22 protein-coding genes and 1 pseudogene are annotated in these 24693 nt (G+C 49.6%); 14 read left to right on the top strand and 9 right to left on the bottom strand.

Translation table 11 applies throughout. The features are described from left to right. The first annotated feature begins 557 nt into the window (after positions 1-557). From L1278_RS00465 to L1278_RS00450, 4 genes and pseudogenes are all read left to right on the top strand, one after another. Complete coding sequence (locus L1278_RS00465) at positions 558-839, top strand: hypothetical protein (protein WP_253400545.1); 282 nt, start codon at positions 558-560, stop codon at positions 837-839. A gap of 554 nt (positions 840-1393) precedes the next feature. Next, positions 1394-1828: a hypothetical protein gene (locus tag L1278_RS00460; protein WP_253400544.1), complete on the top strand. Its 435-nt coding sequence runs from the start codon at positions 1394-1396 to the stop codon at positions 1826-1828. 102 nt (positions 1829-1930) lie between these two features. Beyond that, positions 1931-2104 (top strand): annotated as a pseudogene (locus L1278_RS00455) (DUF4256 domain-containing protein); the annotation flags it as partial. 296 nt (positions 2105-2400) lie between these two features. Then, entirely contained in the window at positions 2401-2745 is a 345-nt protein-coding gene (locus L1278_RS00450; protein WP_253400543.1) for a hypothetical protein, read from the top strand. A gap of 26 nt (positions 2746-2771) precedes the next feature. Here the strand turns inward: L1278_RS00450 and L1278_RS00445 are convergent, their stop codons facing one another. Then, on the bottom strand, positions 2772-3860 hold the full coding sequence (locus L1278_RS00445; protein ID WP_371927294.1) for an FUSC family protein: 1089 nt from the start codon (positions 3858-3860) through the stop codon (positions 2772-2774). 97 nt (positions 3861-3957) lie between these two features. After that, entirely contained in the window at positions 3958-5601 is a 1644-nt protein-coding gene (locus tag L1278_RS00440; protein ID WP_253400541.1) for an ABC-F family ATP-binding cassette domain-containing protein, read from the bottom strand. A 291-nt stretch (positions 5602-5892) separates the two neighbouring features. Between L1278_RS00440 and L1278_RS00435 the strand changes: the two genes are divergently transcribed. The 5 genes from L1278_RS00435 (at position 5893) to L1278_RS00415 (ending at position 11353) form a co-directional block, all read left to right on the top strand. After that, complete coding sequence (locus tag L1278_RS00435; RefSeq protein WP_253400540.1) at positions 5893-7182, top strand: DUF2851 family protein; 1290 nt, start codon at positions 5893-5895, stop codon at positions 7180-7182. Next, the gene (locus L1278_RS00430; RefSeq protein WP_253400539.1) at positions 7179-8516 is read left to right on the top strand and encodes a hypothetical protein; all 1338 of its coding nucleotides are present in this window, start codon (positions 7179-7181) and stop codon (positions 8514-8516) included. Before L1278_RS00435 ends, L1278_RS00430 begins: the two co-directional genes overlap by 4 nt. Positions 8517-8556: 40 nt before the next feature. After that, positions 8557-9192 carry a NeuD/PglB/VioB family sugar acetyltransferase gene (locus L1278_RS00425; protein ID WP_253400538.1) on the top strand — a complete coding sequence of 212 codons (636 nt, stop codon included), beginning with the start codon at positions 8557-8559 and terminating at the stop codon, positions 9190-9192. A gap of 265 nt (positions 9193-9457) precedes the next feature. Continuing rightward, complete coding sequence (locus L1278_RS00420) at positions 9458-10426, top strand: rhodanese-related sulfurtransferase (protein ID WP_253400537.1); 969 nt, start codon at positions 9458-9460, stop codon at positions 10424-10426. A gap of 72 nt (positions 10427-10498) precedes the next feature. Next, positions 10499-11353, top strand: a complete 855-nt coding sequence (locus tag L1278_RS00415; RefSeq protein WP_253400536.1) for a nucleoside phosphorylase — start codon at positions 10499-10501, stop codon at positions 11351-11353. Between the two features lie 240 nt (positions 11354-11593). Here L1278_RS00415 and L1278_RS00410 read toward each other — a convergent pair whose 3' ends face one another. The 3 genes from L1278_RS00410 to L1278_RS00400 all read right to left on the bottom strand — a co-directional run bounded on the left by L1278_RS00410 (position 11594) and on the right by L1278_RS00400 (position 13794). Continuing rightward, positions 11594-11893, bottom strand: a complete 300-nt coding sequence (locus tag L1278_RS00410) for a hypothetical protein (RefSeq protein ID WP_253400535.1) — start codon at positions 11891-11893, stop codon at positions 11594-11596. Positions 11894-11983: 90 nt separating this feature from the next. Next, positions 11984-12769, bottom strand: a complete 786-nt coding sequence (locus L1278_RS00405) for a polysaccharide deacetylase family protein (RefSeq protein ID WP_253400534.1) — start codon at positions 12767-12769, stop codon at positions 11984-11986. 14 nt (positions 12770-12783) lie between these two features. After that, a complete protein-coding gene (locus tag L1278_RS00400; RefSeq protein WP_253400533.1) occupies positions 12784-13794 on the bottom strand; it encodes an acyl-CoA reductase in 1011 nt (336 codons plus the stop codon). 108 nt (positions 13795-13902) lie between these two features. On the opposite strand from L1278_RS00400, the gene L1278_RS00395 reads away from it, so the two are divergent. The 3 genes from L1278_RS00395 to L1278_RS00385 all read left to right on the top strand — a co-directional run bounded on the left by L1278_RS00395 (position 13903) and on the right by L1278_RS00385 (position 17700). Then, complete coding sequence (locus L1278_RS00395) at positions 13903-14253, top strand: 4Fe-4S dicluster domain-containing protein (protein WP_253400532.1); 351 nt, start codon at positions 13903-13905, stop codon at positions 14251-14253. Positions 14254-14337: 84 nt separating this feature from the next. Then, on the top strand, positions 14338-14910 hold the full coding sequence (locus L1278_RS00390; protein WP_253400531.1) for a pentapeptide repeat-containing protein: 573 nt from the start codon (positions 14338-14340) through the stop codon (positions 14908-14910). Positions 14911-15072: 162 nt separating this feature from the next. Beyond that, positions 15073-17700: a valine--tRNA ligase gene (locus tag L1278_RS00385; RefSeq protein ID WP_253400530.1), complete on the top strand. Its 2628-nt coding sequence runs from the start codon at positions 15073-15075 to the stop codon at positions 17698-17700. Between the two features lie 573 nt (positions 17701-18273). On the opposite strand, the gene L1278_RS00380 is transcribed toward L1278_RS00385, so the two are convergent. From L1278_RS00380 to L1278_RS00365, 4 genes are all read right to left on the bottom strand, one after another. Beyond that, positions 18274-18885 carry a hypothetical protein gene (locus tag L1278_RS00380; protein ID WP_253400529.1) on the bottom strand — a complete coding sequence of 204 codons (612 nt, stop codon included), beginning with the start codon at positions 18883-18885 and terminating at the stop codon, positions 18274-18276. Positions 18886-18935: 50 nt separating this feature from the next. Beyond that, positions 18936-19451, bottom strand: coding sequence for a hypothetical protein (locus tag L1278_RS00375; protein WP_253400528.1), 516 nt, complete (start codon positions 19449-19451; stop codon positions 18936-18938). A 167-nt stretch (positions 19452-19618) separates the two neighbouring features. Further along, a complete protein-coding gene (locus tag L1278_RS00370; protein ID WP_253400527.1) occupies positions 19619-20995 on the bottom strand; it encodes a dihydrolipoamide acetyltransferase family protein in 1377 nt (458 codons plus the stop codon). Between the two features lie 115 nt (positions 20996-21110). Beyond that, entirely contained in the window at positions 21111-22370 is a 1260-nt protein-coding gene (locus L1278_RS00365) for a competence/damage-inducible protein A (RefSeq protein ID WP_253400526.1), read from the bottom strand. Between the two features lie 156 nt (positions 22371-22526). On the opposite strand from L1278_RS00365, the gene L1278_RS00360 reads away from it, so the two are divergent. Beyond that, positions 22527-23261 carry a DUF4197 domain-containing protein gene (locus L1278_RS00360; protein WP_253400525.1) on the top strand — a complete coding sequence of 245 codons (735 nt, stop codon included), beginning with the start codon at positions 22527-22529 and terminating at the stop codon, positions 23259-23261. Between the two features lie 148 nt (positions 23262-23409). Beyond that, on the top strand, positions 23410-24690 hold the full coding sequence (locus L1278_RS00355) for an erythromycin esterase family protein (protein WP_253400524.1): 1281 nt from the start codon (positions 23410-23412) through the stop codon (positions 24688-24690). Positions 24691-24693 lie beyond the last annotated feature (3 nt).

Raw genomic sequence — 24693 nt, 5'->3', positions numbered from 1 at the left:
TATACCTTAGCCAAGCAGCCAAGGTATAGCGGTTTTTTTATGAGTTCTTCGCAAAATCTTATTTCATTAAAGTCTAGCCTGATGCCTTTTTGTTCTGAACAGAAGCTTAGCGGTAAGTGCTGGCCGTTAAAATTTTAGTCAGGTATAGCTGTTTGCTATTCGTTTATAAGCGTTTATAAACGGATAAATACACGTTTATAAACGCTTATTTTAAGCAGTATGGATTTTTCGTTTGAGCTTGATTATTGGTAAATTTTAAATAAATGGGTTGCAGGTAGTGTAGATCCGGCAAATTCATTCTCAGATTGGGGCAAGACAAGTATGGTAGGCTGATTTTTTGATTAGCTTCTATATTTATGGTAATAATCAGGGAATTATATATATTTAATTAAGGAACGTAATTTGGTTGATCAGGCCTTATACAGTTTTTGTAGTGACGTCTGGAATTAACAAGACAAAACCACCTCCGCATATATCGCGGATAAACGTAATAGACTTCCTTATATTCAGTAGTTACCTGTCATTCTAATTAAAAACAAACCTAATCGAAATATACTATGTCAGACAATCTGGATTCTTTATTAGGCGGCTTTGAGAACCAAACCTATAACTTAGACATTACGCAACTTGCAACTCGACTCCTATACAATTCAATCAAAAGCAATGAGTATTTACGAACCATCATCGGACAACAGCTAGAAATAAAGGAGCTTATAAAAGGTACTTCAAGCGACATAGATGAAGTAGTGGATGAAAAGTATGCCGTCTTAATGGAGAAAATTGACGAGCTTGTTCAAAAGGATTTCTTGTCCACAGTCACTAATATTACAAAGGGTTAAGGATGGTAAACTATATAGATGGTATACTTCTGGAAGATACCTCAGCCTTTCTTGCCTGGGATGTTGACGTTCAAAAGCAAACGGTCGCCAGTTTGAATAGCAGATTTATGAGCCATCAGAAAACAGACTATATACAAAGACTCCGACATCTGACCTTGTTTTATGGCTTGATGCAGGTATGAATAATGACGAGCTTTTAAAAGCTGAGATAACTAAAAATATGATCGAGGTATCTGGTTACAAGTGTCGTGAGTTAATTCTGACTTGTAAAAGTGGAATCCAAAAACATTACTTCACATCTAAGCTACCCGTTGATCCTGCTATATTTAAAAACTATAGATGGGGTAATTTCCATGAAATCTTAGCCTAATGTGGTGCTATAATATTAAAATGAATTTATCAAGGCGAGCAATATATAATTACAAGTACAGCTATACGAATTAGCCAACAAAAACTGGATGTTCAACTTTTTAGAATACCAGCCAATTTGCAGACTATACAGAGTCCTCAGTAAAGAGCTATTTAAACACATCTATACTTTAGAACCTTTAACTATGCAGAAAACAATCTATACTTTTCTTACAATATTGTTTATTTCGCTGTCCCTGTTTAGTTGTGAAAAAGAGGAAATTAATTCCAAAACTGATTCCGACAAGTATTACGTCAAATATGTAGTGGAAAGCTCAACTGGATATCCCCAAGGCTTATTAAACTTTGTTATAACTACAGGAAATCAGCAAAGTAAAAATTATGTTATTGCGGCTCGCTCACCGTGGGAGCATATAATAGGGCCAGTTAATAAAGAATTTAACTCAACTATTTTTGTTACAAAGGGGGGACCTTCAAATACGCGCTATTGGGATACAATATTGAAATTACAAGTTCAAATTTTTGTAAGTAAGAACGGGAGCCCATATGTTTTAAAGAAAAGTAACAATAGCGTTATATTGAGAGATTCTGTTCAACTAGATTTTACGATAGACTACTGATTTGCATATGTGAATTATTTTTCAATTCACTTTATACTTGATATTCTTAATCGAGGTAAACTATGGCAATTAAAAAATGAGCTACAACCAGCATAAAACTAGGAACTACTCCAGACATTAAAAACCCGTTTCGAGAAAAGCATGAACCGCCACAAAACTATAGATTGGGCTAAGGTACAGGCAAAACTGGAAGCAAACCCTAAAAAAATGTGGTCACTGAGCGAGATGGAGATAACTGGTGGCGAACCGTATGTGGTGGGTTATGATGCAGCAACAGACACTCAGTGCAAGGCTTAATCAAGACGTTAGCAGCAGCATTATAATCTAGATTTTCCAAACGAACGTTGATGAGAAAAATAACAGGCAGGATACTATTTTTTGTATTGCTGGTGCTTCCAGGGTTCGGATGCAGTGACGAAGATAATGCGCCGAGCGCGTGTGGACAGACGGAGCTCTCGATTAATGGAGCTCCTTACTGAGCTTCGAGCCCGCGTGCTGCTTTCATGGAGCGGGATAAAAGGCTTCGGTTAGATCTCTTTAGTCTGGTTGGTAACGACACCTTATACCTTGCCATGTTCATGGAGAACTGGCATTTGATCGGTTCAACTCCCGACGCAGCCTTTGTTACCACATTCAAAAAGAAAACCGAGTATCTAAACTGTAGAACTGCTGATGAGAGCTTTGAGAAATGCGCTGTACAGGCAGGGCAAGGGGCCATTATCAGCGAAGCGTACACTTATATGATGCTGGAAAATGATCCTGAAGGCCAGATAAGAATAATCAGCTTCAACAGGTCAAAGAAAAAAGTGTCCGGAGATTTCCATTTCAAAGCCGTAAAAAACCATAAGAATGGCTTGGGCGATACAATACAGGTTGCCGGAAGTTTTAAGGACGTATGCTTTATACCTTATCAATAAGCAGGTTAATTCCGGCAATCACACCACTAACCCCACCTTTCCTTTCTCAAAATTGCAACACGAGTTTTCCGAAGCTGCCGCACCGCATTGTGCCGTAGTTTCTGGTGATATAAGAACACGCCACCAACAGCTCCGATCAGACTCCCCAGCACGATGTCCACGAAGCGGGTGTAGATGAGCGCATTGGGATCTGCTGTCATGGCGCTGCCAGCTTCCGCCAGAAAGAGGGTCATGGGCGTAATGAAAATTACGGCCAATCCGTAGTGCCGCACCACGAGCATCTCAATGATAAACTGCAAAGCAATAATGCCAAGGCAAAGCGACAGTGGTGTGGTAGTATAGGACAGCAATAGCCAAGCGAGCCCCATACCCAGGAAAGTGCCCGCTATACGCTGAAAGCTGCGCTGCCACACGTGGCGCAAACTCACTCCCTGCATAACGGCCAGGCAGGAAATTGGTACCCAGTAAGGGTTTTCCAGTTGCAGCAAGTGACCGGTAATTAGCGATGCCCCCATAAACACGCCTACCACCACAGACTCGACCAGGTTGGAGTAAACGCTCTTCCGTACAACCAGCAACTCAGTCACAGGTTTTTGATTCCGGAGCATGAGCAGGCTGTAGAAAAAAGCCAGCAGACAGGCCAGCATCGTGCCGATGCTTATCAAGCCGATGCGAGTCGGGATATTCTCCAGCTCGAAGGGCATGACACTGGCAATGGAGGCGATCATGATAAAGAAGAAGCTGCCAGGCGGTTTCATGGCAAAATAATTTGCCACCCAGTGCATTCCCAGCGCAAACAAGCCGATGGCAAGCGAAGAGGCATAGGGATTAAAGCTGAAACTGATTCCGGTGGCAAAGGACACCATAAAGCCAAAACAACAGGCGATCAGCGTGATCATGCGATGGGCCAACGTGGCATGGGTCGGCAGGTATAGGATCACCAGGCCCCCAATACAGCCCAGTATACCAAAGTCGAGGCGACCAATGGCATAGCCTGCCAGCAGGGGCAGGCCGGTGCACAAAGAAGCCAGCAAAGGGATGTGCCAGAGCCGCTCGGTTTTCTTAAGTTCGAACAGTGCCCTCGCCTCTGCGCTTATAATTTGCTTGATTTGCACCTTCATCTGAATTGCATACTGCTGAGCCTTTTAAGAGTTGCCACAGGGTATAGCGGTTCACAAAAAAGCCCCGGCTTCTTGACCGGGGCTTGGTGTATTACTTGGCAACGGTGCGTTCTATCTCCCGCAGGTTTTCCATTTTCTTGTTTTTGAGGAAGCCGTTGATGTTCTCGAAGTGCTCGCGCACGCGTTTGTTGCCAAACTCAAATACCTTATCAGCCAGTCCGTCGAGGAAGTCGCGGTCGTGTGATACGAGTATGATCGTGCCGTCGAAGGCTTTCAACGCATCTTTCAGGATGTCTTTGGTCTTAATGTCGAGGTGGTTGGTCGGTTCGTCAAGGATGAGCAGGTTCACCGGTTGCAGCAACAGCTTGATCATGGCCAGTCGCGTCTTCTCACCACCCGAGAGCACCTTTACTTTTTTCTCGATGGTGTCGCCGCTGAACATGAAGGCACCCAGCAGGTCCTTTACACGTGTTCGGGCATCGCCCACGGCAATCTCGTCGATGGTCTGGAATACGGTCAGTTCACCATCGAGCAGGGCGGCCTGGTTCTGGGCAAAGTAGCCAATCAGGCAGTTGTGACCCAATTGCAGCTTGCCTTCAAAATCGATCTCACCCATGATGGCTTTCACCATCGTAGACTTGCCCTCGCCGTTCTTACCCACAAAGGCTACTTTCTCGCCCCGGTTAATCGTCATGGAAGCGTCTTTGAACACGGTATAGTCACCGTACTTTTTGGTCAGCTCCTCCACGATAACCGGATAGTTGCCCGAGCGGGGCGCTGGTGGGAACTTGACGTTCAGAGCCGAAGTATCCACTTCGTCCACTTCCACGATCTCCATCTTCTCGAGCATCTTCACCCGTGACTGTACCTGCAGGGTTTTAGAATAGGTGCCCTTGAAGCGGTCAATAAAGGTCTGGATATCGGCTATTTCTTTCTGCTGGTCGTCAAACTGCTTTTGCTGCTGCTCGCGGCGCTCTTTGCGCAGCTGCAGGTATTGGCTGTACGTAACCTTGTAGTCGTAAATGCGGCCCATCGTCACCTCAATGGTGCGGTTGGTGATATTGTCCACGAAGGTCTTGTCGTGCGAGATCACGATCACTGCCTTGGCGTTATTCACAAGGAAATCCTCCAGCCACTGAATGGACTCAATGTCGAGGTGGTTGGTCGGTTCGTCGAGCAGGATCAGGTCCGGCTTCTGAAGCAGAATCTTAGCCAGTTCGATGCGCATGCGCCAGCCACCGCTGAACTCGGTGGTAGAACGCGTGAAATCTTCGCGGCTAAAGCCAAGTCCTTTGAGCGTAACCTCTACCTCGGCATCGAAGTTGATCTCCTCAATGGAGTAGTATTTTTCGCCCAGTTCCGATACCTGCTCGATGATTTTATAGTAGTCATCAGAGTCGTAGTCGGTGCGGGTCTCCAGCTCGGCATTGAGGGCATCCATCTGCTTTTTCATGTCGAGCACTTTGGCAAAGGCTTTAGAGGCCTCCTCGAACACGGTGCAGTTGTCTTCGGTAAGCAGGTGCTGCGGCAGGTAGGCGATCACAGCATCCTTCGGTGCCGATACCTTGCCACGGGTCGGCTTACTGGCGCCTGCTATAATTTTGAGCAGCGTAGACTTACCCGCTCCATTTTTTCCCATGAGGGCAATGCGGTCGTTTTCGTTGATGTTGAAAGAAACATTGCTGAAAAGGGCCGCACCATTGAACTCCACGCTCACCGCGTCAACTGAAATCATAATCGTTTAATTTTAAGGCTGCAAAGATACGAAAGTTTGGGAGTTTAGGGATTTGAGAGTTGTGATTTGTAGGGACAGATCGCGGCCTGTCCGAATCGTGCACCGGCAATCGAATACAAGAATATGTGCATCGTCAATTGTTTGCCCAATCCATTTTTTGATGGTTGTCGCTGTTGGACCTGCAGTTCCTGCTTATAGAGCAGCTATTTCCTGGACAGGCCGCGACCTGTCCCTACATATTAACCTCCGAACGCTGACTTCGTATTCTTGTCCAACCCACAACTACCACCCATGAAAGAAGAGTTCTTGCACTACATCTGGCAGCATCAGTATTTCGACAAAACGGATTTGTATACAGTAGAAGGGGAGCTGGTGCAGGTGCTGCGTGTGGGTATGTATAACACGGATGCGGGTCCTGATTTCAAGGAGGCGATTGTCCGGGTAGGAGAGGTGGAGTGGTCGGGTAGCGTAGAGATACACCTGCGCGGCTCGGACTGGCGACGGCACCAACATCAGCTCGACTTTAAGTATAACCAGGTGGTGCTGCATGTGGTATGGGAAGCCGATGAACCTGTGAAGCGGACTGATGGCACGGCTATACCTACTATCGAGTTGAAAAACCGCGTAAACACGGCCCTGCTCTATACCTACGAACAACTGCGACGCGCACCGTTTGCTATACCTTGCGCCAGCTTCTGGCCGCACGTACCCGACATAACCAAAACCATGATGCTGGGGCGTGCCCTCACCGAACGGCTGGAGCTGAAAGGGGAAGAAGTGCTGCAGGTATACCGCCAGCTCAACAACGACTGGGAAGCCACTGCTTTTCAGGTGCTATGCAAAGGCTTTGGGTTCAAAATTAACCAGGATTCTTTTGAGCGATTGGCGCGAGCGCTGCCTATGCAGGTGGTGCGCAAACACCAGCACGATTTATTTCAGCTGGAGGCTCTGCTGTTCGGGCAGGCAGGTTTTCTGGCGGTGCCTGCAGACGAGTACAGCACCACATTGGTCAGAGAGTATACCTATCTGAGCCGCAAATACAACCTGCAGGATTTGGCTATACAGCGCCATCACTGGAATTTTCTGCGCATGCGCCCTGCTAATTTTCCAACCGTGCGGCTGGCGCAACTGGCCGCGCTGCTGCACAAGCACAAAAGCCTGTTTTCCACCATCATCCAAACCGAGGGAGCCAGAAACTACGATGCGCTGTGGCAGGCGCCGGTGTCGGCATATTGGCAAAAACATTATACCTTTGGGGCAGAGTCGAAGGCGGTGCAGGTGCAACTGGGCAAGTCGAGCGCGCAGAACCTGACCATTAATGTGGCAGCGCCTTTGTTAGCAGCTTATGCTGTGCATACGGGGCAACTAGAGCATCTGGATAAAGCGGTGGACCTGCTCGAAAAGGGGAAAGAAGCCAGCAACCGCATCACGCGGCAGTACGAGGAACTGGGCTGGAAGGCCGCCTCCGCTGCCGATAACCAGGCTGCGCTCGGACTCTACAAACGCTACTGCCAGCCGGTAAACTGCCTGCGCTGCGCCATCGGCAACAAGATTATGAAGCAAAATATACCAACTTCGTGAGTATACTAATTTACAGCCTGAACCTGCTGGTGCTGGTCGGGCTGGTGTGGTGGCTCTGGAAGCAGAACTGGAATGAAAAACTACGTCCGTTCTTCTTCCCGACCCTGCTCTTTAAGCTCGCCTGCGGACTGCTTATCGGGGTGCTCAGCTTTTATGTGTATGACAAGGGCGATACGCAACTCTACTACCAACGCGCCCTCCTGATAACTGACCTGGCACGCGAGCAAGGTTTAAGCACTTATCTGCATTATCTTTTTTTTAACGACCCAACGGGCACTCCGCTGCAAGGGCTGCAAAAGCCTTTTTACGAAAGTGCCTGGAACATGCCGCGCTTGCTGAGTGTGCCCCTGCTGCTTACCAACGGTAACTATTACATCAGTTCGCTATACCTGTCACTGTTCAGTTTTGCGGGGCTCTGGTTTTTTGTGAATGCGATTGCCCGCTATTTTGCCAACACCGCTATACCTGCCGTAGTGGCTTTTCTGCTATTCCCGTCAGTGGTATTCTGGTCGTCGGGCGTGCTCAAAGAAAGTATAGTGCTGGGCGGTATGGGGCTATTGCTGGGTAGTAGTCTATACCTGCTGTTCGCGAAATCCAAGCCGTTGCTATACCTGTTGCTGGCAGTGGTGGGGTTATACCTGATCTGGCTCGTGAAGTACTTTGTGGCGGTGGCGCTGGTGCTGCTGGTCGCCCTGGCCCTGTTAGTGCGGTTGATTTTTTACAGTGCGAAACTGGCGCACATCCATTGGTTATTGAAGGGAGTGGCGCTTCTGGTGCTGTTTTCAGGTATAGCCTGGCTCGGATCGCAGCTTAACCCCAACCTGCACCTGGAGGCCCTGCCCGATGTGGTCTATCAAAACTATCAGGTGAGCTTAATTGCATCGCAAGGCAAACCACGCATCGATTTTCCGTTTCTGGAACCCACCTACCTGAGCTTTGCACTACACTCGCAACTGGCTTTCATCGGTATGCTGTTCCGGCCTTTTATCTGGGAGGCTTACAATATCCGCACCTTTGCGGCAGCGATTGAGAATACCTTGCTACTGGTGCTGGCCTTTGGTTTTTTGCGCGATCTATTTGAGGCAGGCCGTATAAAATGGCGCTATGGTTACCTGCTGCTAGCGGTGTTGGTATACCTGTTTGCAATGGGTGTTCTGCTGGCTTACAGCATGCCGAACCTGGGTACGCTGAACAGGTATAGAGTGGTGGTGCTGCCCTTTGTGGTATACCTGCTGCTGCTCTGCAAAACCAACAGCGACTTGCTCAGCTACCTGCTCCCCGTCCGTCAGCATCAACCAGAGGAAGACGAACCCGCACAAATCGCTGCAGATTAGCGCTAATCTTCGTACCTTTGCACCTTATTTGACATAGGCTATGCAAAATCCGGTAATTATACTTGGTGCCCAGAAACTGGGTACGGCAGCTCTCGATATTTTCAACAGCAACAACGTGGTGGTGTACTGCTTCCTCGACGACAGCAAGGACCTGCAGCAGCAGGAACTGAACAATGTGTCGGTGATGAGCGGCACTGAAGACAGCGAATTCCTGAAACTGATTGGCAAAAAGTGCGATGTGTTTGTAGCCGTAGAGGACTCAGCCGCCCGCAAAGGCCTTGTCAAGATGCTTAAAGACGAGTACAAAGTGGTGCCAGTCAATGCGATTCATAAGTTTAGTGCCGTGTCAGAATTTGCCTGGCTGGGCCACGGCAACATGATCGGTGCAGGTGCTATCGTAAACAACAACGCCAAAATCGGCAACAACAACGTCATCGAATCCCGTGCGCTGGTCGATACCAAAGCCGAAATCGGGGACAACGTGCAGATCGGTGCAGGTGCCCTCATCAACTCCGAAGTGGTGGTAGAAGACGGTGCCTTTATTGGTACAGGTGCTGTGATCGTGTCAGGTGTGAAAGTGGGTAAAAATGCCCGCATAGGCGCCGGCTCTGTAGTAGTAGCCAACGTGCCCGCCAAAGCCACTGTGTTCGGCAACCCGGCCGCTCCGATTAAGTAATTTTATACCTGTCCTGTTTTCCAAAACCGAACTGACCAAAGTCATTTTTGGTTAAAAAGAAAAGCAGGAAATTTGCAGAAGGTTGAAAAGTTAAAATGCAGCGACGTTACACCGTGACGTCGTGTCGGGTAGGTATAAAAACAAGCCCGTTCGTAGAAACAGGTCGCGACCTGTACGAATCGTGCACCAAACAATTCAACAATTTAACAATAGCCCCGAAGGGGCAAACAATTTAACTCAAACACTTAGCCGAAACTAAGCAGTTATGAACAAGCCATACAGCATACTACTGTACTACTGCTACACACCGATAGCAGACCCAGAAGCGTTCCGGGAGGAGCACCATTTACTTTGCCTGGAGCTGAATCTGCTCGGCCGCATCATCATCTCCAAAGAGGGCCTCAACGGTACCGTTTCCGGTCTGAAAGAAGACTGTGAGAAGTACATGGAGATCGTAGAAGCCGATCCGCGCTTCGCTAAAGTCGACTTCAAAGTAGACGAGTCAGACAAACACGCTTTTGCCAAGTTGCATGTGCGTACTAAAGCTGAGATCGTACACTCCGGCCTGCTACACATCGACCCGAACGTTCGCACAGGTATACACCTGGAGCCGAAGGAGTTCAAGGAAATGAAAGACCGCGACGATGTGGTGGTAATGGACATGCGCTCAGACTACGAGTACAGCGTGGGTCGCTTCAAAAACGCCGTAACCCTGGACATCGAGAACTTCCGTGAATTTCCGGAGAGGATCGATACGCTGAAGGAAGAGTTGAAAGGCAAGAAGATACTGACCTACTGCACAGGTGGTATAAAATGCGAAAAAGCCAGTGCTTTCTTGCTGGAGCAGGGTTTTGAGGACGTATATCAGCTGCATGGCGGCATTATCAAGTATGGCAAAGAAGCCGGCGGCGAAGATTTCGAGGGCAAGTGCTACGTGTTCGATAACCGTGTGGCTGTAGAGGTGAACTCTGTAAACCCGAAGGTGATTTCGAAGTGCCACGTATGCGGCACCGTGGAAGACCGCATGGTGAACTGCGCCAACCCGGTGTGCAACCTGCACGTGCCTATCTGCGAAAAATGCGGCTGGGAACTGGAAGGAGCCTGCTCTACCGAGTGCAAAGAGCACCCGGAAAAACGTGCTTACGACGGCACCGGCTACTACCAAAAGAATCTGAATGGCTACAATCCACTCAAAGGATTCAACCGTCGCAAGACTTCTATCGTATCTAAGTAAGTATTCTCTAAAGCAAGGAAAAGCGTGCGCTCGTCAGCCACGCTTTTCTTTGTTTTTAACACAACCAATCCTATGGCAATTCCAGCATCAGAACTGATCATCAATAAGAACGGCACCATTTACCACCTCAATCTGCAGCCAGAGCACATTTCAGACACCATTATCACGGTAGGCGACCCGGACCGCGTGCCCATGGTGAGCAAGTATTTCGACGAGATTGAGGTACAGATTACCAAACGCGAATTCGTGACGCACACCGGCTACTACAAAGGCAAACGCATCACGGTCATCTCGACAGGTATGGGCACCGATAATATCGATATTCTGATGAACGAACTGGATGCCTTGGTGAACATTGATTTTCAGTCGCGGGAGCAGAATGAGGAGAAGATAGCATTGAAGATTGTGCGCATCGGTACATCTGGTTCGCTGCAGTCGGATATTCCACTGGGTAGTCATCTGGCCTCACACTACGGCGTAGGCCTGGATTCGCTGATGGAGTTTTACCCGCTGGAGCAGGACGAAAACGAGCAAAGCATCAGCAAAGCCCTGCAGGAGCAGTTGGGTGTAGGTTTCCGACCTTATGTAGTAAATGGCTCTAAAAGTCTGATCGACAAGATTACATTTGATATGATTCCGGGGAATACGCTTACCTGCCCCGGCTTTTACGCACCGCAGGGCCGTGTGCTGCGCGGCGGCCTACGCAATCCGGATCTACTGAAGGTATACCAGGATTTTAAGGTATGCGATTTCCGTTTGACCAACTTCGAAATGGAGACAGCGGGCTATTACGCCTTGGGCCGTTTGCTGGGCCACGAAATGCTGTCGCTCAATGCCATCGTCGCTAACCGTATTTCGCAGGAGTTCGCAGCAAATGCTGAGGAAGTGATTGATAGCCTGATTGTGAAGGTGCTGGATAGGATTTAATTCACTGTGTAGGGACAAGTCGCGACCTGTCCGAATCGAGCACGAAATATTATTCGTTTGAGTAACTATAAAAGAGTTCGCCCACAGATTTTTAGAATTTATAATGTCAGAAGCTTGACCTCCAACTGACAGTAGCATATAAACTAAACAGCCCGCAGAAGAATTGATTTTCTAAAGCGGGCTGTTTTAGTTTATTTGAAATCTTTCTACAGGTATAGCAACTGGTCAGGTGTTGTGCCATTAGCTGTTCTCTATTTTTAGAATGGAATTGAGAGGGAGAAACGTACCTGACTTCAGCAGCACAAACTTATCGTCATAGCACCAAACCGTAGTCTCTACTCTTTTAACATCGCCGTCTGCGGTGCAAAACGTGATGATGGCTTTGTTGCGGTAGGCGTTACCCAAAATAGTGGCGCGGTTGGCTTCGTAATTGCGTACACTGCGGGCTGCGGGGTCTTTTAACACATCATCCTGGCCAAAGCGAAGCATCGGGATGTGCTCCTTCTCTATCAGGCTAGCTCTCTTCTCGGTCCTCTTCATAGTCGTAAAATTTTAGTGATGGCAGGTATATAACCACAAAACATGCCACACTATTATTTTGGTTCTACGAAGGGGCTTACTTTGAAAGCCTTACAAAACTAGTTCTCTGAAGGTAAGGGAGCTTAATTTATGCTTTTGAGCGAGTTGGAAAACAGCTTCGAGTGTTTGAGGAGATATACTGTAGCCCGTGGTATCCTCTGAAATATTATGTGCATAAATAATAATTGCCTCTTTATTATGATATGCTCGTTTAAAGCCTGCCTCCATATCCTGCAACGTAACACCACTGTTGTTATCTATACCTAAGCCGTGCACCAAACGGCTACCATCGTATTTGTAAAAAATTCTGTCTTGTTCCTCTATACCTTTCCCTGTTACCTTCCACGAATCGCCTCTCAGCAGATGGAAGTACTTTGTAAGCTCTTGGTCAAGCTTAAGGGAGCGGACACCATAAGGGTAAGCAAACGTGGAGGGAGAGAATCCAATTACCTGCATAGCTTGAATAGCAGGTGTGATTTCATGTGCAACATATGTGGCTATGCCATGCTCTTTGATAAACTTACTGGAGTTCTCGTGCAGGTAGCCATGAGAGGCAATTTCATGTCCATCTGCAGCTAGCTCCTGCAGCATTTCTATTTCTGACTGGGAGAGCTGTTGTGGCATTGTGATAAAGAAGGTGGCCTTTACCTTATACCTTTTGAAAAGCTCCCTTTGAGCATGCCATTCACTGACATACTTATCATCGAAACTGATAACAAAGGCTGGTTGTGCAGGGCGGTTATAGGTATAGGTAGGTTTAAGCAAACTGTAAACAGTCAGACCTGAAACTGTGGCTACTATAAGTGCAAGTATAGCCCAAAGAATATGTATTCGCATATATCGCGCTATACCTACCGCTTCTGCAAAAACGCCATTGTATCTACACCATCAGCATAATCCCATGGCATAGGGCACTGGGCGTCGCCGAAAGGGATAGAACCCTCCAACCAGCCATGGGCAGAAACCACGCACTGGGTCTTGTCTTTTACAGCAGCCAGTTTCTGGCGTAGGTCGGGCAGGGCGGTGAAAGTCTCGTAGAAGAGCACCGAGATAGGGGAGACCAGCTGCGCGCTTTCATGCACCAGCAGGAAGCCATTATCGAAGTGCGGCACACGGTTAACCAGCATTATGGACTTGTTATAGTCGTAGTTGTTCTGGTACTTGTGGTGGTTGAGAATCGTTTTGTGGTGCTCGTTGGCTTCGTACAGCTTGTCGAAGGTATAGCCCTCGGGTACGTATACCTTGGCAACGTTGCGGCAACCCAGTCCATAGTATTGGAAAATATCGTTGCCCAGGGCGCGGAGGTCTTCTTCCTCTTCGTGACCCGTCAGGATACCGATGCTCGTGCGGTTCTTCCGGATGATGTGCGGGCGCTTGGCAAAGTAGTACTCGAAGTAGCGGGCTGTGTTGTCGGAGCCGGTCGCGATGATGGCGTCAGCTTCCTTGAGCATATCCACGAACTCAAACTGGTTGGCAAAAGCCGGCTCTATACCTACCAGCATGCTGGCAAGGCGGCGCATGAGCACATCGTCGTCGGAGCTCAGCTTGGCCAGCAGGAAGTGACCGCTCAGCAAAACCGACATAAAATCGTGGAAACCGACCATCGGGATGTTGCCCGCCATCACCACGCCAACCTTTTTAGGTGTAACCTGTTTGAGGTGGTATGGGTAAAGCCATTCACGGAGATACTGTTCATCGAGCAGGGTCGTGACGCCCTGCAGGGAAGCGGAAACGTTGTCCTCATCAAACCATGGGTTCTTGGCCTGGGCAATTAAAGACAGCGCCTTGCGCTCTTCCGGCGTCAAATCCTGCAGTTGCTTTCCCAGTTTCACGAAAGCTTCGATTCTGTTCTCTAATGTCATGGCAAACCGCTGTGTTAAAAATTATTTGATAAGGATACTTAATGTTCCTAATTTTGTTCAGTAAATAAAGCGATACAAAAGTACTAAAAATATACAGGAGATACGATTATGGCGATAATGATCACGGATGAATGTATAAACTGTGGCGCCTGCGAACCGGAGTGTCCGAATACTGCCATCTACGAGGGCGGTGCGGAATGGACCTGGGGCGGTGGCACGGCTCTGAAGGAAGTTGAGATTGACGGCGGCGAAATCATAGCTGGAGATGCCGCGCAGACTCCAATTTCGGACGAGTTCTATTACATTGTATCTGATAAGTGTACCGAGTGCATGGGCTTCCACGAAGAGCCTCAGTGTGCTGCTGTCTGCCCGGTGGATTGCTGCGTCGATGACCCAGACTACCGCGAGACAGAGGAAGAGCTATTGGCAAAGAAAGACTGGCTGCACCAGGCCAGCTAAGGTATAGCCTGCACCAAAAGCATAAAAAACCTGTCTCTTACGGCAGGTTTTTTTATTTTTACTCACTTCACGCCAATTATACCCATGGAAGAGCAACTGCATCAGGACAAAACGTTCGAGAAAATCATTTACCCAAACAAAGCCGTCAAAGGCAGAGAGTTTGAAGACTGCGTGTTCAAAAACTGTGATTTCTCCAGCGCCGATTTCTCCAACAACCGCTTCACCGACTGCGAGTTCATTGGCTGCAACCTGGCTATGCTGCGCCTCAGTAACTCGACCCTAAATGGCGTGACGTTTAAGGAGTGCAAACTTACAGGTATAAACTTCAGCGAGTGCGAGGAGTTCTTGTTTACAGTGGGTTTCGAGAGTTGCGTAATGGATTATACCTCTTTCCTGAAACGCAAAATGCCGAAGGCGCTTTTCATCGATTGTTCGTTAAAAAATGCCGTGTTCGAGCATGCGACCCTTACAAAAGCGAAGTTTGACAACACAGACCTGGCCGGAGCAGTTTTTGAGCGAACCAACCTCAGCGAAGCCGATTTGAGCACAGCCTATAACTATATCATTGATCCGGAACTTAATAACATCAAGAAAGCAAAGTTCTCGGAGAACGGACTGGCAGGTTTGCTGAGCAGGTATGACATCCGGGTCGTGTGACAGGTATAGCTATACCTTATACCTGGTAGCCGCTGTGGCAATACCTACTTGCTTGATATTTATTATACCTGCAGGTTGAACAATCCGCAAACTGCAATCAACAATTACCACAAAATCCTTAATTTTGCCTTTTGGCGCAAAAAGCAGAAAAACTAGTTTACGATGTCGATTTCAACAAAATATAACCCCAGAGAAGTAGAAGAGAAGTGGTACAGTAGCTGGATGCAGCGCGGCTTCTTCCGTTCTACGCCTAACCCGAAAAAGGAGCCTTACACCATCGTGATTCCGCCGCCAAACGTGACGGGCGTGCTGCACATGGGCCACATGCTCAACAACACGATTCAGGATGTGCTGATTCGTCGTGCGCGCATGAAGGGCAAGGAGGCTTGCTGGGTACCGGGCACCGACCACGCTTCCATCGCTACGGAGGCGAAAGTAGTGGCCATGCTCAAAGAGAGGGGCATCGAAAAGAAAGATATTTCCCGCGAGGAGTTCCTGGAGTATGCCTGGGAGTGGAAAGAGAAGTACGGCGGCATCATCCTGGAGCAGCTCAAGAAACTGGGCGCCTCCTGCGACTGGGACCGTACCCGCTTCACGATGGAAGATGACCTGAGTGCAGCCGTGATCGAGGTGTTTGTGGACCTGTACCGCAAAGGCCTGATCTACCGCGGTGTGCGCATGGTAAACTGGGACCCGCTGGGCCGTACCGCCCTTTCGGATGAAGAAGTGGTACCCAAAGATACCATGGCGAAAATGTACCACCTGAACTACGAAGTAGTAGGTACTTCAGAGCCGACTTATATCACCGTAGCGACTTCTCGTCCGGAGACGATCATGGCCGACGTAGCTGTGGCTGTAAATCCGAATGACGAGCGCTATACCCATTTGCATGGAAAATCGGTACGCATCCCATTGCTGGGCAAGGAAATTCCGGTGATTCTGGACGAGTACGTATCAATTGAGTTCGGTACGGGTGCCCTGAAAGTGACGCCGGCGCACGACCTGAACGACTATGAATTGGGCCAGAAGCATAACCTGCCAACCATCGACATCCTGAACGACGATGGCACGCTGAATGAAAAGGCGCAGCTATACGTTGGTCAGGACCGTTTCGCGGCCCGTCGCAACATCGTGAAAGACCTGCAGGAAGCCGGTTTGCTGGTAAAAGTAGACGAGTACGCGAGCGTGCTGCAGACATCGGAGCGTACGGGTGCGGTAATTGAGCCGCGCTTGTCGATGCAGTGGTGGTGCAAGATGGAGGAGATGGCCAAACCAGCCCTCGACGCCGTGATGAACGACGAGATCCGCCTGCACCCGCCGAAGTTCAAGAACATGTACCGCTCCTGGATGGAAGGCATCCGCGACTGGTGTATCTCGCGCCAGCTATGGTGGGGACAGCGTATACCTGCCTACTACCTGCCAGATGGCTCGTTTGTAGTAGCAACCACGCCTGAAGACGCACTGGAACTGGCCCGCAAGCAAAGCGGCAACGCGAACCTGCAAGCTGAAGATCTGCGCCAGGACGATGACGTGCTCGATACCTGGTTCTCGTCATGGCTGTGGCCAATCTCAGTGTTCGACGGTTTTAAAGACCCGGATAACAAAGACATCCTGTACTATTACCCAACCAATGACCTGGTGACGGCTCCGGAGATTTTGTTCTTCTGGGTAGCGCGTATGATCATGGCTGGTTACGAATTCCGCAAGGAGGCGCCTTTCCGCAACGTATACCTGACCGGTATCGTGCGCGATGCGCAGGGCCGCAAAATGTCCAAATCGTTGGGCAACTCACCGGACCCGCTTGACCTGATCGACCAGTATGGCGCTGACGGCGTGCGTGCCGGTATGCTCTTCAGTTCCCCGGCTGGTAACGACCTCTTGTTCGACGAAAAACTGGTAGAGCAGGGCCGTAACTTCAGCAATAAGATCTGGAACGCTTATCGCCTGATAAAAGGCTGGGAAGTAGATGAGAGTCTGCCGTGCCCGAACGAAACAGCGATGGCTTGGTTTGACTCACGCTTCAACGAGGCCTTTGTGCAGTTGGAAGACCACTTCAGCAAATTCCGTATTTCGGACGCTTTGCTGACTGTGTACAAACTGGTATGGGACGACTTCTGTTCAAGCTATCTTGAGATGATCAAGCCTGCCTACCAGCAGCCGATCGACAAGCAGACGCTCGATACGACCATCGTATACCTGGAGAAAATCCTGAAAGTGCTGCACCCGTTCATGCCATTCATTACCGAAGAGATCTGGCAAGACCTGAAAGAGCGCAAAGACAAGGAGTACCTGATCGTGGCTCCATGGCCAAAACCGGATAAGTTCGATAAGGAACTGACGGAGAAAATGGAGAGTGTGCTGAAAATCGTAGCCGCCATCCGAAACATCCGCAACTCGAAGAACATATCACCTAACAAGTCTCTTGACTTGGCCATCAAGGTGATGAACCAGGACGGGTATGACAACTTCATCAGCATTATCCGCAAGCTGGCCAACATAAACGAAATAACCCTGGTGCAGGAAAACGTGGAGGGTGCTATCAGCTTTGTAGAGGCTGGCGACGAGTTCTTCATCCCGATGGAGGGCAATATTGACGTGGAAGCTGAACGCGAACGTCTGCAGAAGGAGCTGGAGTATACCAGAGGCTTCCTGAACTCCGTTGTAAAGAAGCTTAGCAATGAGCGTTTTGTAAGCGGTGCCCCGGAAACGGTAATTGCCAACGAGCGCAAGAAACAAGCCGATGCCGAAGCGAAGATTCATGCGATAGAGCAGAGTCTGGCTTCCTTGTAAGGTATAATCTTTTTAAAATGGCAGCGGCCGTTCTCGTCAGGGAACGGCCGCTGTTTTTTTTTGCTAGTGTAGCAACTGCAATCACAGGCTTAACAATCTAGCTTGTTTCATAGCTTGCCCTGGCCGGGCGGGCCTTACTTTTTGTCTTGACACAAATCGAGGGCCCCTTCCCCCAAAGTAAGCAAAAAAGTCAAGACTCCCCAAACGCTCAAACAGTAGGTAGTCATTGAGTGCACTTGGTTGAGGAGATTTGTTCTATTGCTTCAGTGCAAGTTACTATTATTATACCTGCCAGTGGACTTTGATACAAAGCTTAGACAAGTAAATTCTGTAGTGGCAGACTACTTCCCCTGTTTTTATGGGAAGGTGGGGATGGGGTGAAGGGGGTATGGGAGGTTACAATCAGTTGTCTTGATGTAAGACAGAACCTATGAAGCTATACTTAGGAGATGGCTTCAGCTGAAAACTCCCCCTTCGAAGGGGGCAGGGGGATGTTAATCGTGCACGAAGATTGACTTCCTAGACAAGCAGGAGCAGTTTGCCTCAGCATCTACACAATCCTGTATATCCTTCCTAATCCTGAGAATTCTGATTCTTACTCAACTCTACTACTAACCTGTCCAGTTCATCTTTCACTTTCGGCATCAGATCGCTTAGGCCCTGCTTCTTTTTCGGATACACAAGTTCCACGTGGCGATCGTCTATCTTGTATTCGAGCAGGCCCTGCTCATCTTCGGTGAGGTAATAGAGTTTGATCAGTGCATCTGTGGTTGAAACAGCGTAAGTGCGAAACTTGAAATCGTTTTGGATGCGCTGTTGCGTGGGGGCTCTGTTCTCGAGGTAACGCTGGGTTACTACTGTGTCAAGTGCTATGGTTGTCTCGATCTGGTGAATGGCCTTGATATTGCCTTCGCTGAAACGCCACGTTTGTACATGGTGTTTGCCTTGCTGCCTGGCGCTGTATTTACTTTGCGAAAGGTTGATGCTGGACATCACATAAAACAGCTCAAGATCGCTCTCTACAGTCCGCATGGAGGGGCTCAGCGTGGCGTTGTCACTGATAAAGACGGAGGTGTTGGCTAGTATCTTTGCGTCTTTGTTGAGATCCTGGCTCAGCTGAAGATTGCTATTCTGGCTGAAAATAAACGAGACAAGTATAGGAAACAGAAGCGATAGTGGTGTCATATTGTTGTGGTTTATACCTGTTTTCCTATACTCAAATACCGTGCAGAAATCTACAATGCGGAGCTATCCACTACGCGCCAGGTAATATTACCATTGTTCACTTCGTATTTCAGAATCATGTAGCCGCCGATGTGGCCATCTTCATAATAGGCCATGGCATAGCGGTCGTTCAGGATGCGGCTGTCGCGGATGGCCATGGTGCCGCCCGCTACACCCTCTCTGGGTATAAGCTGCCCTTGCTTGCGGCTCAGGTCATTCATCAGGTCCACCTCAGGGTTGCGCAGGCCTTTTTTACGGAGTTTCTGGATATCGCTTTCGCTCAGGCTGCCCATTTCATCCACGAATTCCACACCGCTAGGAGGCGCGACTGACATCGTATCGGGCGGTAGTACCATCTCTTCCAGCGAATCGGTTTCGGCTGCTTCCTGTTCCAGTTGCTGACCTGTTTCAGCCAATTTGTTGTCGGCTATACGCAGACGACTTTCGGCGTCATTTTTCTGCCAGTAGAAATAAACTGCTGCAAACAGGAATATGGCGGCTACTATCCAGGCGATGGCACTCTTCATGGTTTTTGTAGTTGAGTTATACTTCCTCATTAACGGAAGCGCGTTAAAACAGATATTTCAATATTAGCAAAAAGGTATATAGAATGCTATACCTACAAAAAAGCCTGCCCCATTTTCTAAGGCAGGCTTTCTGTTTATACCTAAAGTCTATTATCCTTTGTCAAAAATTAAATTGACTGGTTCACATCGAAGTTCTCGAGGTAATCAGCTACACGGCGCACGAACATGCCACCAAGCGAGCCATCCACTACACGGTGGTCGTAAGAGTGCGACAGGAACATGAAGTGACGTACACCAATCAGGTCGCCCTCCGGCGTCTCGATTACTGCAGGCTTTTTCTTGATAGCACCCACGGCCATAATAGCTACTTGCGGCTGCATGATAATCGGCGTACCCATCACGTTGCCAAATGAACCCACGTTCGACACGGTATAAGTACCGCCCGCCAGGTCGTCTGGTGTCAGTTTGTTGATGCGGCCACGGTTAGCCAGGTCGTTCACCTTTTTGGTCAGGCCGTTCAGGTTCAGCTGGTCGGCATTTTTGATGTTTGGCACGATCAGGTTACCGCTTGGCAGGGCCACTGCCATACCTATGTTGATATCTTTGTGACGGATGATGTTGCCACCGTCCACGGACACATTAATCATCGGGAAGTCTTTGATCGCCTTGGCAATCGCATCGATGAAGATTGGCGTAAACGTCAGGTTCTCACCTTCGCGTCTCTTATAATCGTTTTTCCATTTGTTGCGCCAGTTCACGATGTTGGTCACGTCGGCCTCTACAAACGAAGTTACGTGCGGAGAAATACGCTTGCTGTCCACCATGCGGTCGGCAATCATTTTGCGCATGCGGTCCATTTCGATGATCTCGACGTTTCCGCTGTAAGAAGCAGCTGGTTTGGAAGCGGCAGGAGCAGCCTGAGGCTGTGGCTGAGCAGCAGGTGCCGGAGCGGCCTGCGGTTGCGGTGCAGCGGCAGGAGCTTGTGCTTGTGGCTGAACCTGTGGAGCAGCAGCTTGCTGCGGTGCGTTTTTGCGGCTCTCTACGTAGGTCAGGATGTCTTTCTTAGACACACGACCTTCTTTGCCGGTGCCTGGTACATACTCCAGTTCCTGCATTGAAATACCTTCTTCGCGGGCAATGTTGAGCACAAGCGGCGAGTAGAAACGGCCTGAAGCCGGTTGATCGAGTTTGGCTACGGCGCCGTCACCAGAAGCGGCTGCAGGTTGAGCGGCTGCCTGAGGCGCAGGTGCGGCGGCAGGTGCTTCTGTAGCAGCCGGAGCAGCAGGAGCGGCTGTGTCTTCGCCATTGGTAGAGATGATCGCGATCGGGGCGCCTACGGCTACTACGTCACCTTCCTGTACCAGTATCTCCTTCAGTACACCACCCTGAATGGCAGGTACTTCCGTGTCCACTTTGTCTGTAGCTACTTCCAGCACCGATTCGTCCTGCTCAATCGTGTCACCCACGCTTTTGAGCCATTTCAGAACGGTACCTTCCATGATACTCTCACCCATTTTGGGCATAATCATTTCTACAAGTGCCATATTTTATTTATTCGTTGTTCTTTTAAGGGACAGTTTTTGGGCCGCAGGAAACAGAAAGGCAAAGCCACGCTATACCTGGCGACCCGAATTTGCAAACAAAGTTAAGGATTTTAGCCTATTCATCAACGGCTATATTCAAACTTTGGCGTACGAGGTTGAGCACAGCCAAGGCAGTATACTCAATATTGAGCTGTCGGTTTTTGTTGTATTGCAAAAGTTTGGCCTTGGTGCCGTGCTGGTCGGCATAAGCGATCCAAATGGTGCCGACTGGCTTTTCGGGTGTGCCGCCATCAGGACCCGCAATGCCGCTGGTAGCTACACCAATATCAGTTCCCAGCTTCTGGCGTACGTTTTGGGCCATTTCCAGTACCGTTGCTTCGCTCACGGCACCGTGCTCTTGCAGGGTTTCGGGTTTCACGCCCAGCACATTCGTTTTCACACTATTATCGTAAGCCACCACACTGCCCATAAAGTAAGCCGAACTGCCCGGTACGCTCGTCAGGCGGTGCGCCAGATAGCCACCTGTGCAGCTTTCGGCAGTGGAAATAGTCAGGCCGCGTTCTTTCAACAGTTTCCCCAAGGCTTCCTCGAGCGGCACTTCGCCGTGCGCAAAAATATATCTAGGTATAAGGGCGTCCAGTTTGGCGACTTCCGTTTCCAATTCTTTCTCCAGCTGTTCGGCATGTTCGGCTATACCTGTCAGACGCAGGCGCACACCGCCCAGATGAGGCAGGTAGGCCAGTTTAATGTGGGGCGGCAATTTTATCTCCCACTCGTCCAGCCTTTCAGCCAGCATCGACTCTGCTATACCTACCGTCTGGATAACCTTGTGGATGATATGCGGGGTTTTGAAAAAGGCTTTGAGCTGCGGCAGCACAATATCGGTCATCATGCGCTTCATCTCAAACGGCACCCCCGGCATCGATACGTATACCTTGCCCGCCTCCTCAAACCACATACCTGGGGCAGTACCCAGCACATTGCGCACAGGTTTACACGAAGCCGGGAGAAAAGCCTGCTGCCGGTTCAACTCCGTCAGGGCAAAGCCACGACTTGCAAACAGCGCCGTCACATCAGCCAGCGATTGCGCATCGAGTTTGAGTTCGGTATGGAAGTAATCCGTGAGTACGTCTTTGGTGAGGTCATCTTTGGTGGGGCCGAGGCCACCGGTCATCAGAATGATGTCGGCGCGGGTTTTGGCATTGTCAAGCGCCTCCACAATGTGGTCGGCCTCATCCGACACCGACGTGATTTGTTTCACCCGTATACCTATTTTGGCAAGTTCCGTCCCCATCCACGCCGAGTTGGTGTCCACTATCTGCCCGTAAAGTATTTCGTCGCCTATCGTGATGATTTCTGCGTGTACCGCTTTCATGTTAAATTTTTTTGGTCTGATTTGTGTGTTGCAAAGGAAAACCCATTCAAGTTAAAGATGTTCGCCTGAATTAGCGCATCGCTGCGGTTATTTTCTGTATTTTCGACCCGGCTGTCAGGTATAGGCCTGCATCTTTGTGAATTTAACTTAAAACCCATGAAAAAATTACTCTACACCTCCCTTGTCGCCCTTTCCCTTGGCGCTTCAGCCTGTACGGTGGCCGATATTCAGCGAACAGTTGACGGCGTGATGGCCGGAACCGGAACGGGAGCGGTTGTTACCCGCGATGAAGTAGCTACAGGCCTGAGGCAGGCACTGGAGGTAGGCATCACCAAAGGCTCTAACCAGGCATCCCAGACTGATGGATTTTATAAGAACTCGCTGATCCGTATACCTTTTCCGCCGGATGTGCAGAAGGTGGAAAACACGCTGCGTCAGGTAGGTCTTGGCAAAGAGGTGGACCGCTTCGTGATGACGCTGAACCGTGGAGCTGAAGACGCTGCCAAGAGTGCCGTGCCGATCTTTGTGAATGCCATCAAGCAAATGACCATACAAGATGCCTGGGGTATTCTGAAGGGCGACAAAGATGCAGCCACCCAATACCTCAAACGCACGACTTCCACGCAATTGCAGGCAGCCTTTATGCCGGTGATACGACAATCGTTGGAGAAGACCAACGCGACCCGTTATTACACGGACCTGGTGACCAGGTATAACCAGATTCCGTTGGTGCAGAAGGTGAACCCGAACCTGGACGAATACGCCACCCAAAAAGCCATGGACGGTCTTTTCACGCTGGTTGCCCAGGAAGAGGCCAACATACGCGAGAACCCGATTGCCCGCACCACGGAACTGCTGCGCAGGGTGTTTGCCAAAGAAAACCAGTCCTAAGCTATACCTGTTATACCGCTTCAGAAAGCCCGCTGTATCGTTTGGTACGGCGGGCTTTCTTTTTTGCAAAACATTAGAACCGGATTGAAAGTACAATACACAAAATTTTAAGAGTGAGATAGATACACTTTTTCGCCCCCTGTTACCTATGGAAAACAAACGCTTCAAATACAGTCCGATTACGAAAGAGAAAGACCTGGATATCCTGATTGAGGAAATCGGGGATGCCCGGGTCGTTATGTTGGGAGAGGCCTCACACGGTACATCGGAATACTATACCTGGCGCACCGCAATTTCTAAGCGATTGATCGAGGACAAGGGCTTCGGCTTTATAGCCGTGGAGGGCGACTGGCCGGAGTGCTACGCGGTGAACCGCTTCGTGAAAGGTTACCAGAATTCTGGACGCAGGATTGCAGAGGTGCTGGAGGTATACCGCCGCTGGCCTACCTGGATGTGGGCCAATTGGGAGGTCGCCGCACTGGTGGAGTGGATACGGGACTTCAACCACCTGCGGCAGGTACAGGACAAAATAGGCTTTTACGGTTTGGATGTGTACAGTCTGTGGGAGTCGTTGGAGCAGGTGCTCAAATACATGGAGCAGCGCGATGGTAAAGCTGCCGAGGCCGCCCGTGCGGCTGTCCGTTGTTTTGAGCCCTTCCAACGGGACCCTCAAACCTATGCCCAGGCCACCGCCTTTGTGCCCACCGACTGCCAGGATGAAGTAGTGCAGATGCTCGAGCAGGTTTCGCGCCGCCCCGTATACCCCGATGATCCCGAGCACGAGTTCAGTACGACCCAAAACGCGCTGGTGGCGGTCAATGCCGAGAAATACTACCGTGCCATGATCAGGGGAGGAGGGGGATCCTGGAACGTGCGCGACTCGCACATGATGGAAACCCTGGATCGTCTGCTCGAATTCCACGGGCCGAATGCCAAAGCGATTGTATGGGAGCACAATACCCACATTGGCGACGCCAGGTATACTGACATGGCGGACGACGGTATGTTTAACATTGGGCAGTTGTCCCGCGAGCGATTCGGCCGTGATCAGGTGAAGTTAGTTGGTTTCGGCAGCTACCAGGGCAATGTGATCGCGAGCCGCTCCTGGGGAGCGCCCATGCAAAAAATGGACATGCCGCCTGCCCGCGAGGGTAGCTGGGAACACATGCTGCACGAGATGAGCACCGACGACAAGATCATCCTCTCCAAAGACCTGAAAGCTATACCTGAATTGCAGCAAACCATCCCGCACCGTGCCATCGGCGTGGTATACGACCCCAAAATGGAACACTTCGGCAACTACGTACCCACTGTTATACCTGAGCGCTACGACGCTTTCCTGTACTTCGACGAAACAGAGGGCGTGCACCCACTGCATATGAAGGTGCGCGGCGGCAAAGAGCCGGAGCTATACCCCTGGAATTATTGAGTG

Source organism: Pontibacter sp. HSC-36F09 (assembly GCF_024171605.1).
Taxonomy (GTDB): domain Bacteria; phylum Bacteroidota; class Bacteroidia; order Cytophagales; family Hymenobacteraceae; genus Pontibacter.
The sequence above is the reverse complement of the archived record's forward strand: the minus strand, read 5'-3'. Positions and strand labels throughout refer to the sequence as shown.

Excerpts from the sequence above, each read along its gene's own strand:
- L1278_RS00465 (WP_253400545.1), top strand. The coding sequence starts at position 558 with ATGTCAGACAATCTGGATTCTTTATTAGGCGGCTTTGAGAACCAAACC.
- L1278_RS00460 (WP_253400544.1), top strand. The coding sequence starts at position 1,394 with ATGCAGAAAACAATCTATACTTTTCTTACAATATTGTTTATTTCGCTG.
- L1278_RS00450 (WP_253400543.1), top strand. The coding sequence starts at position 2,401 with ATGTTCATGGAGAACTGGCATTTGATCGGTTCAACTCCCGACGCAGCC.
- L1278_RS00440 (WP_253400541.1), bottom strand. The coding sequence starts at position 5,601 with ATGATTTCAGTTGACGCGGTGAGCGTGGAGTTCAATGGTGCGGCCCTT.
- L1278_RS00435 (WP_253400540.1), top strand. The coding sequence starts at position 5,893 with ATGAAAGAAGAGTTCTTGCACTACATCTGGCAGCATCAGTATTTCGAC.
- L1278_RS00425 (WP_253400538.1), top strand. The coding sequence starts at position 8,557 with ATGCAAAATCCGGTAATTATACTTGGTGCCCAGAAACTGGGTACGGCA.
- L1278_RS00420 (WP_253400537.1), top strand. The coding sequence starts at position 9,458 with ATGAACAAGCCATACAGCATACTACTGTACTACTGCTACACACCGATA.
- L1278_RS00415 (WP_253400536.1), top strand. The coding sequence starts at position 10,499 with ATGGCAATTCCAGCATCAGAACTGATCATCAATAAGAACGGCACCATT.
- L1278_RS00410 (WP_253400535.1), bottom strand. The coding sequence starts at position 11,893 with ATGAAGAGGACCGAGAAGAGAGCTAGCCTGATAGAGAAGGAGCACATC.
- L1278_RS00405 (WP_253400534.1), bottom strand. The coding sequence starts at position 12,769 with ATGCGAATACATATTCTTTGGGCTATACTTGCACTTATAGTAGCCACA.
- L1278_RS00400 (WP_253400533.1), bottom strand. The coding sequence starts at position 13,794 with ATGACATTAGAGAACAGAATCGAAGCTTTCGTGAAACTGGGAAAGCAA.
- L1278_RS00395 (WP_253400532.1), top strand. The coding sequence starts at position 13,903 with ATGGCGATAATGATCACGGATGAATGTATAAACTGTGGCGCCTGCGAA.
- L1278_RS00390 (WP_253400531.1), top strand. The coding sequence starts at position 14,338 with ATGGAAGAGCAACTGCATCAGGACAAAACGTTCGAGAAAATCATTTAC.
- L1278_RS00385 (WP_253400530.1), top strand. The coding sequence starts at position 15,073 with ATGTCGATTTCAACAAAATATAACCCCAGAGAAGTAGAAGAGAAGTGG.
- L1278_RS00380 (WP_253400529.1), bottom strand. The coding sequence starts at position 18,885 with ATGACACCACTATCGCTTCTGTTTCCTATACTTGTCTCGTTTATTTTC.
- L1278_RS00375 (WP_253400528.1), bottom strand. The coding sequence starts at position 19,451 with ATGAAGAGTGCCATCGCCTGGATAGTAGCCGCCATATTCCTGTTTGCA.
- L1278_RS00370 (WP_253400527.1), bottom strand. The coding sequence starts at position 20,995 with ATGGCACTTGTAGAAATGATTATGCCCAAAATGGGTGAGAGTATCATG.
- L1278_RS00365 (WP_253400526.1), bottom strand. The coding sequence starts at position 22,370 with ATGAAAGCGGTACACGCAGAAATCATCACGATAGGCGACGAAATACTT.
- L1278_RS00360 (WP_253400525.1), top strand. The coding sequence starts at position 22,527 with ATGAAAAAATTACTCTACACCTCCCTTGTCGCCCTTTCCCTTGGCGCT.
- L1278_RS00355 (WP_253400524.1), top strand. The coding sequence starts at position 23,410 with ATGGAAAACAAACGCTTCAAATACAGTCCGATTACGAAAGAGAAAGAC.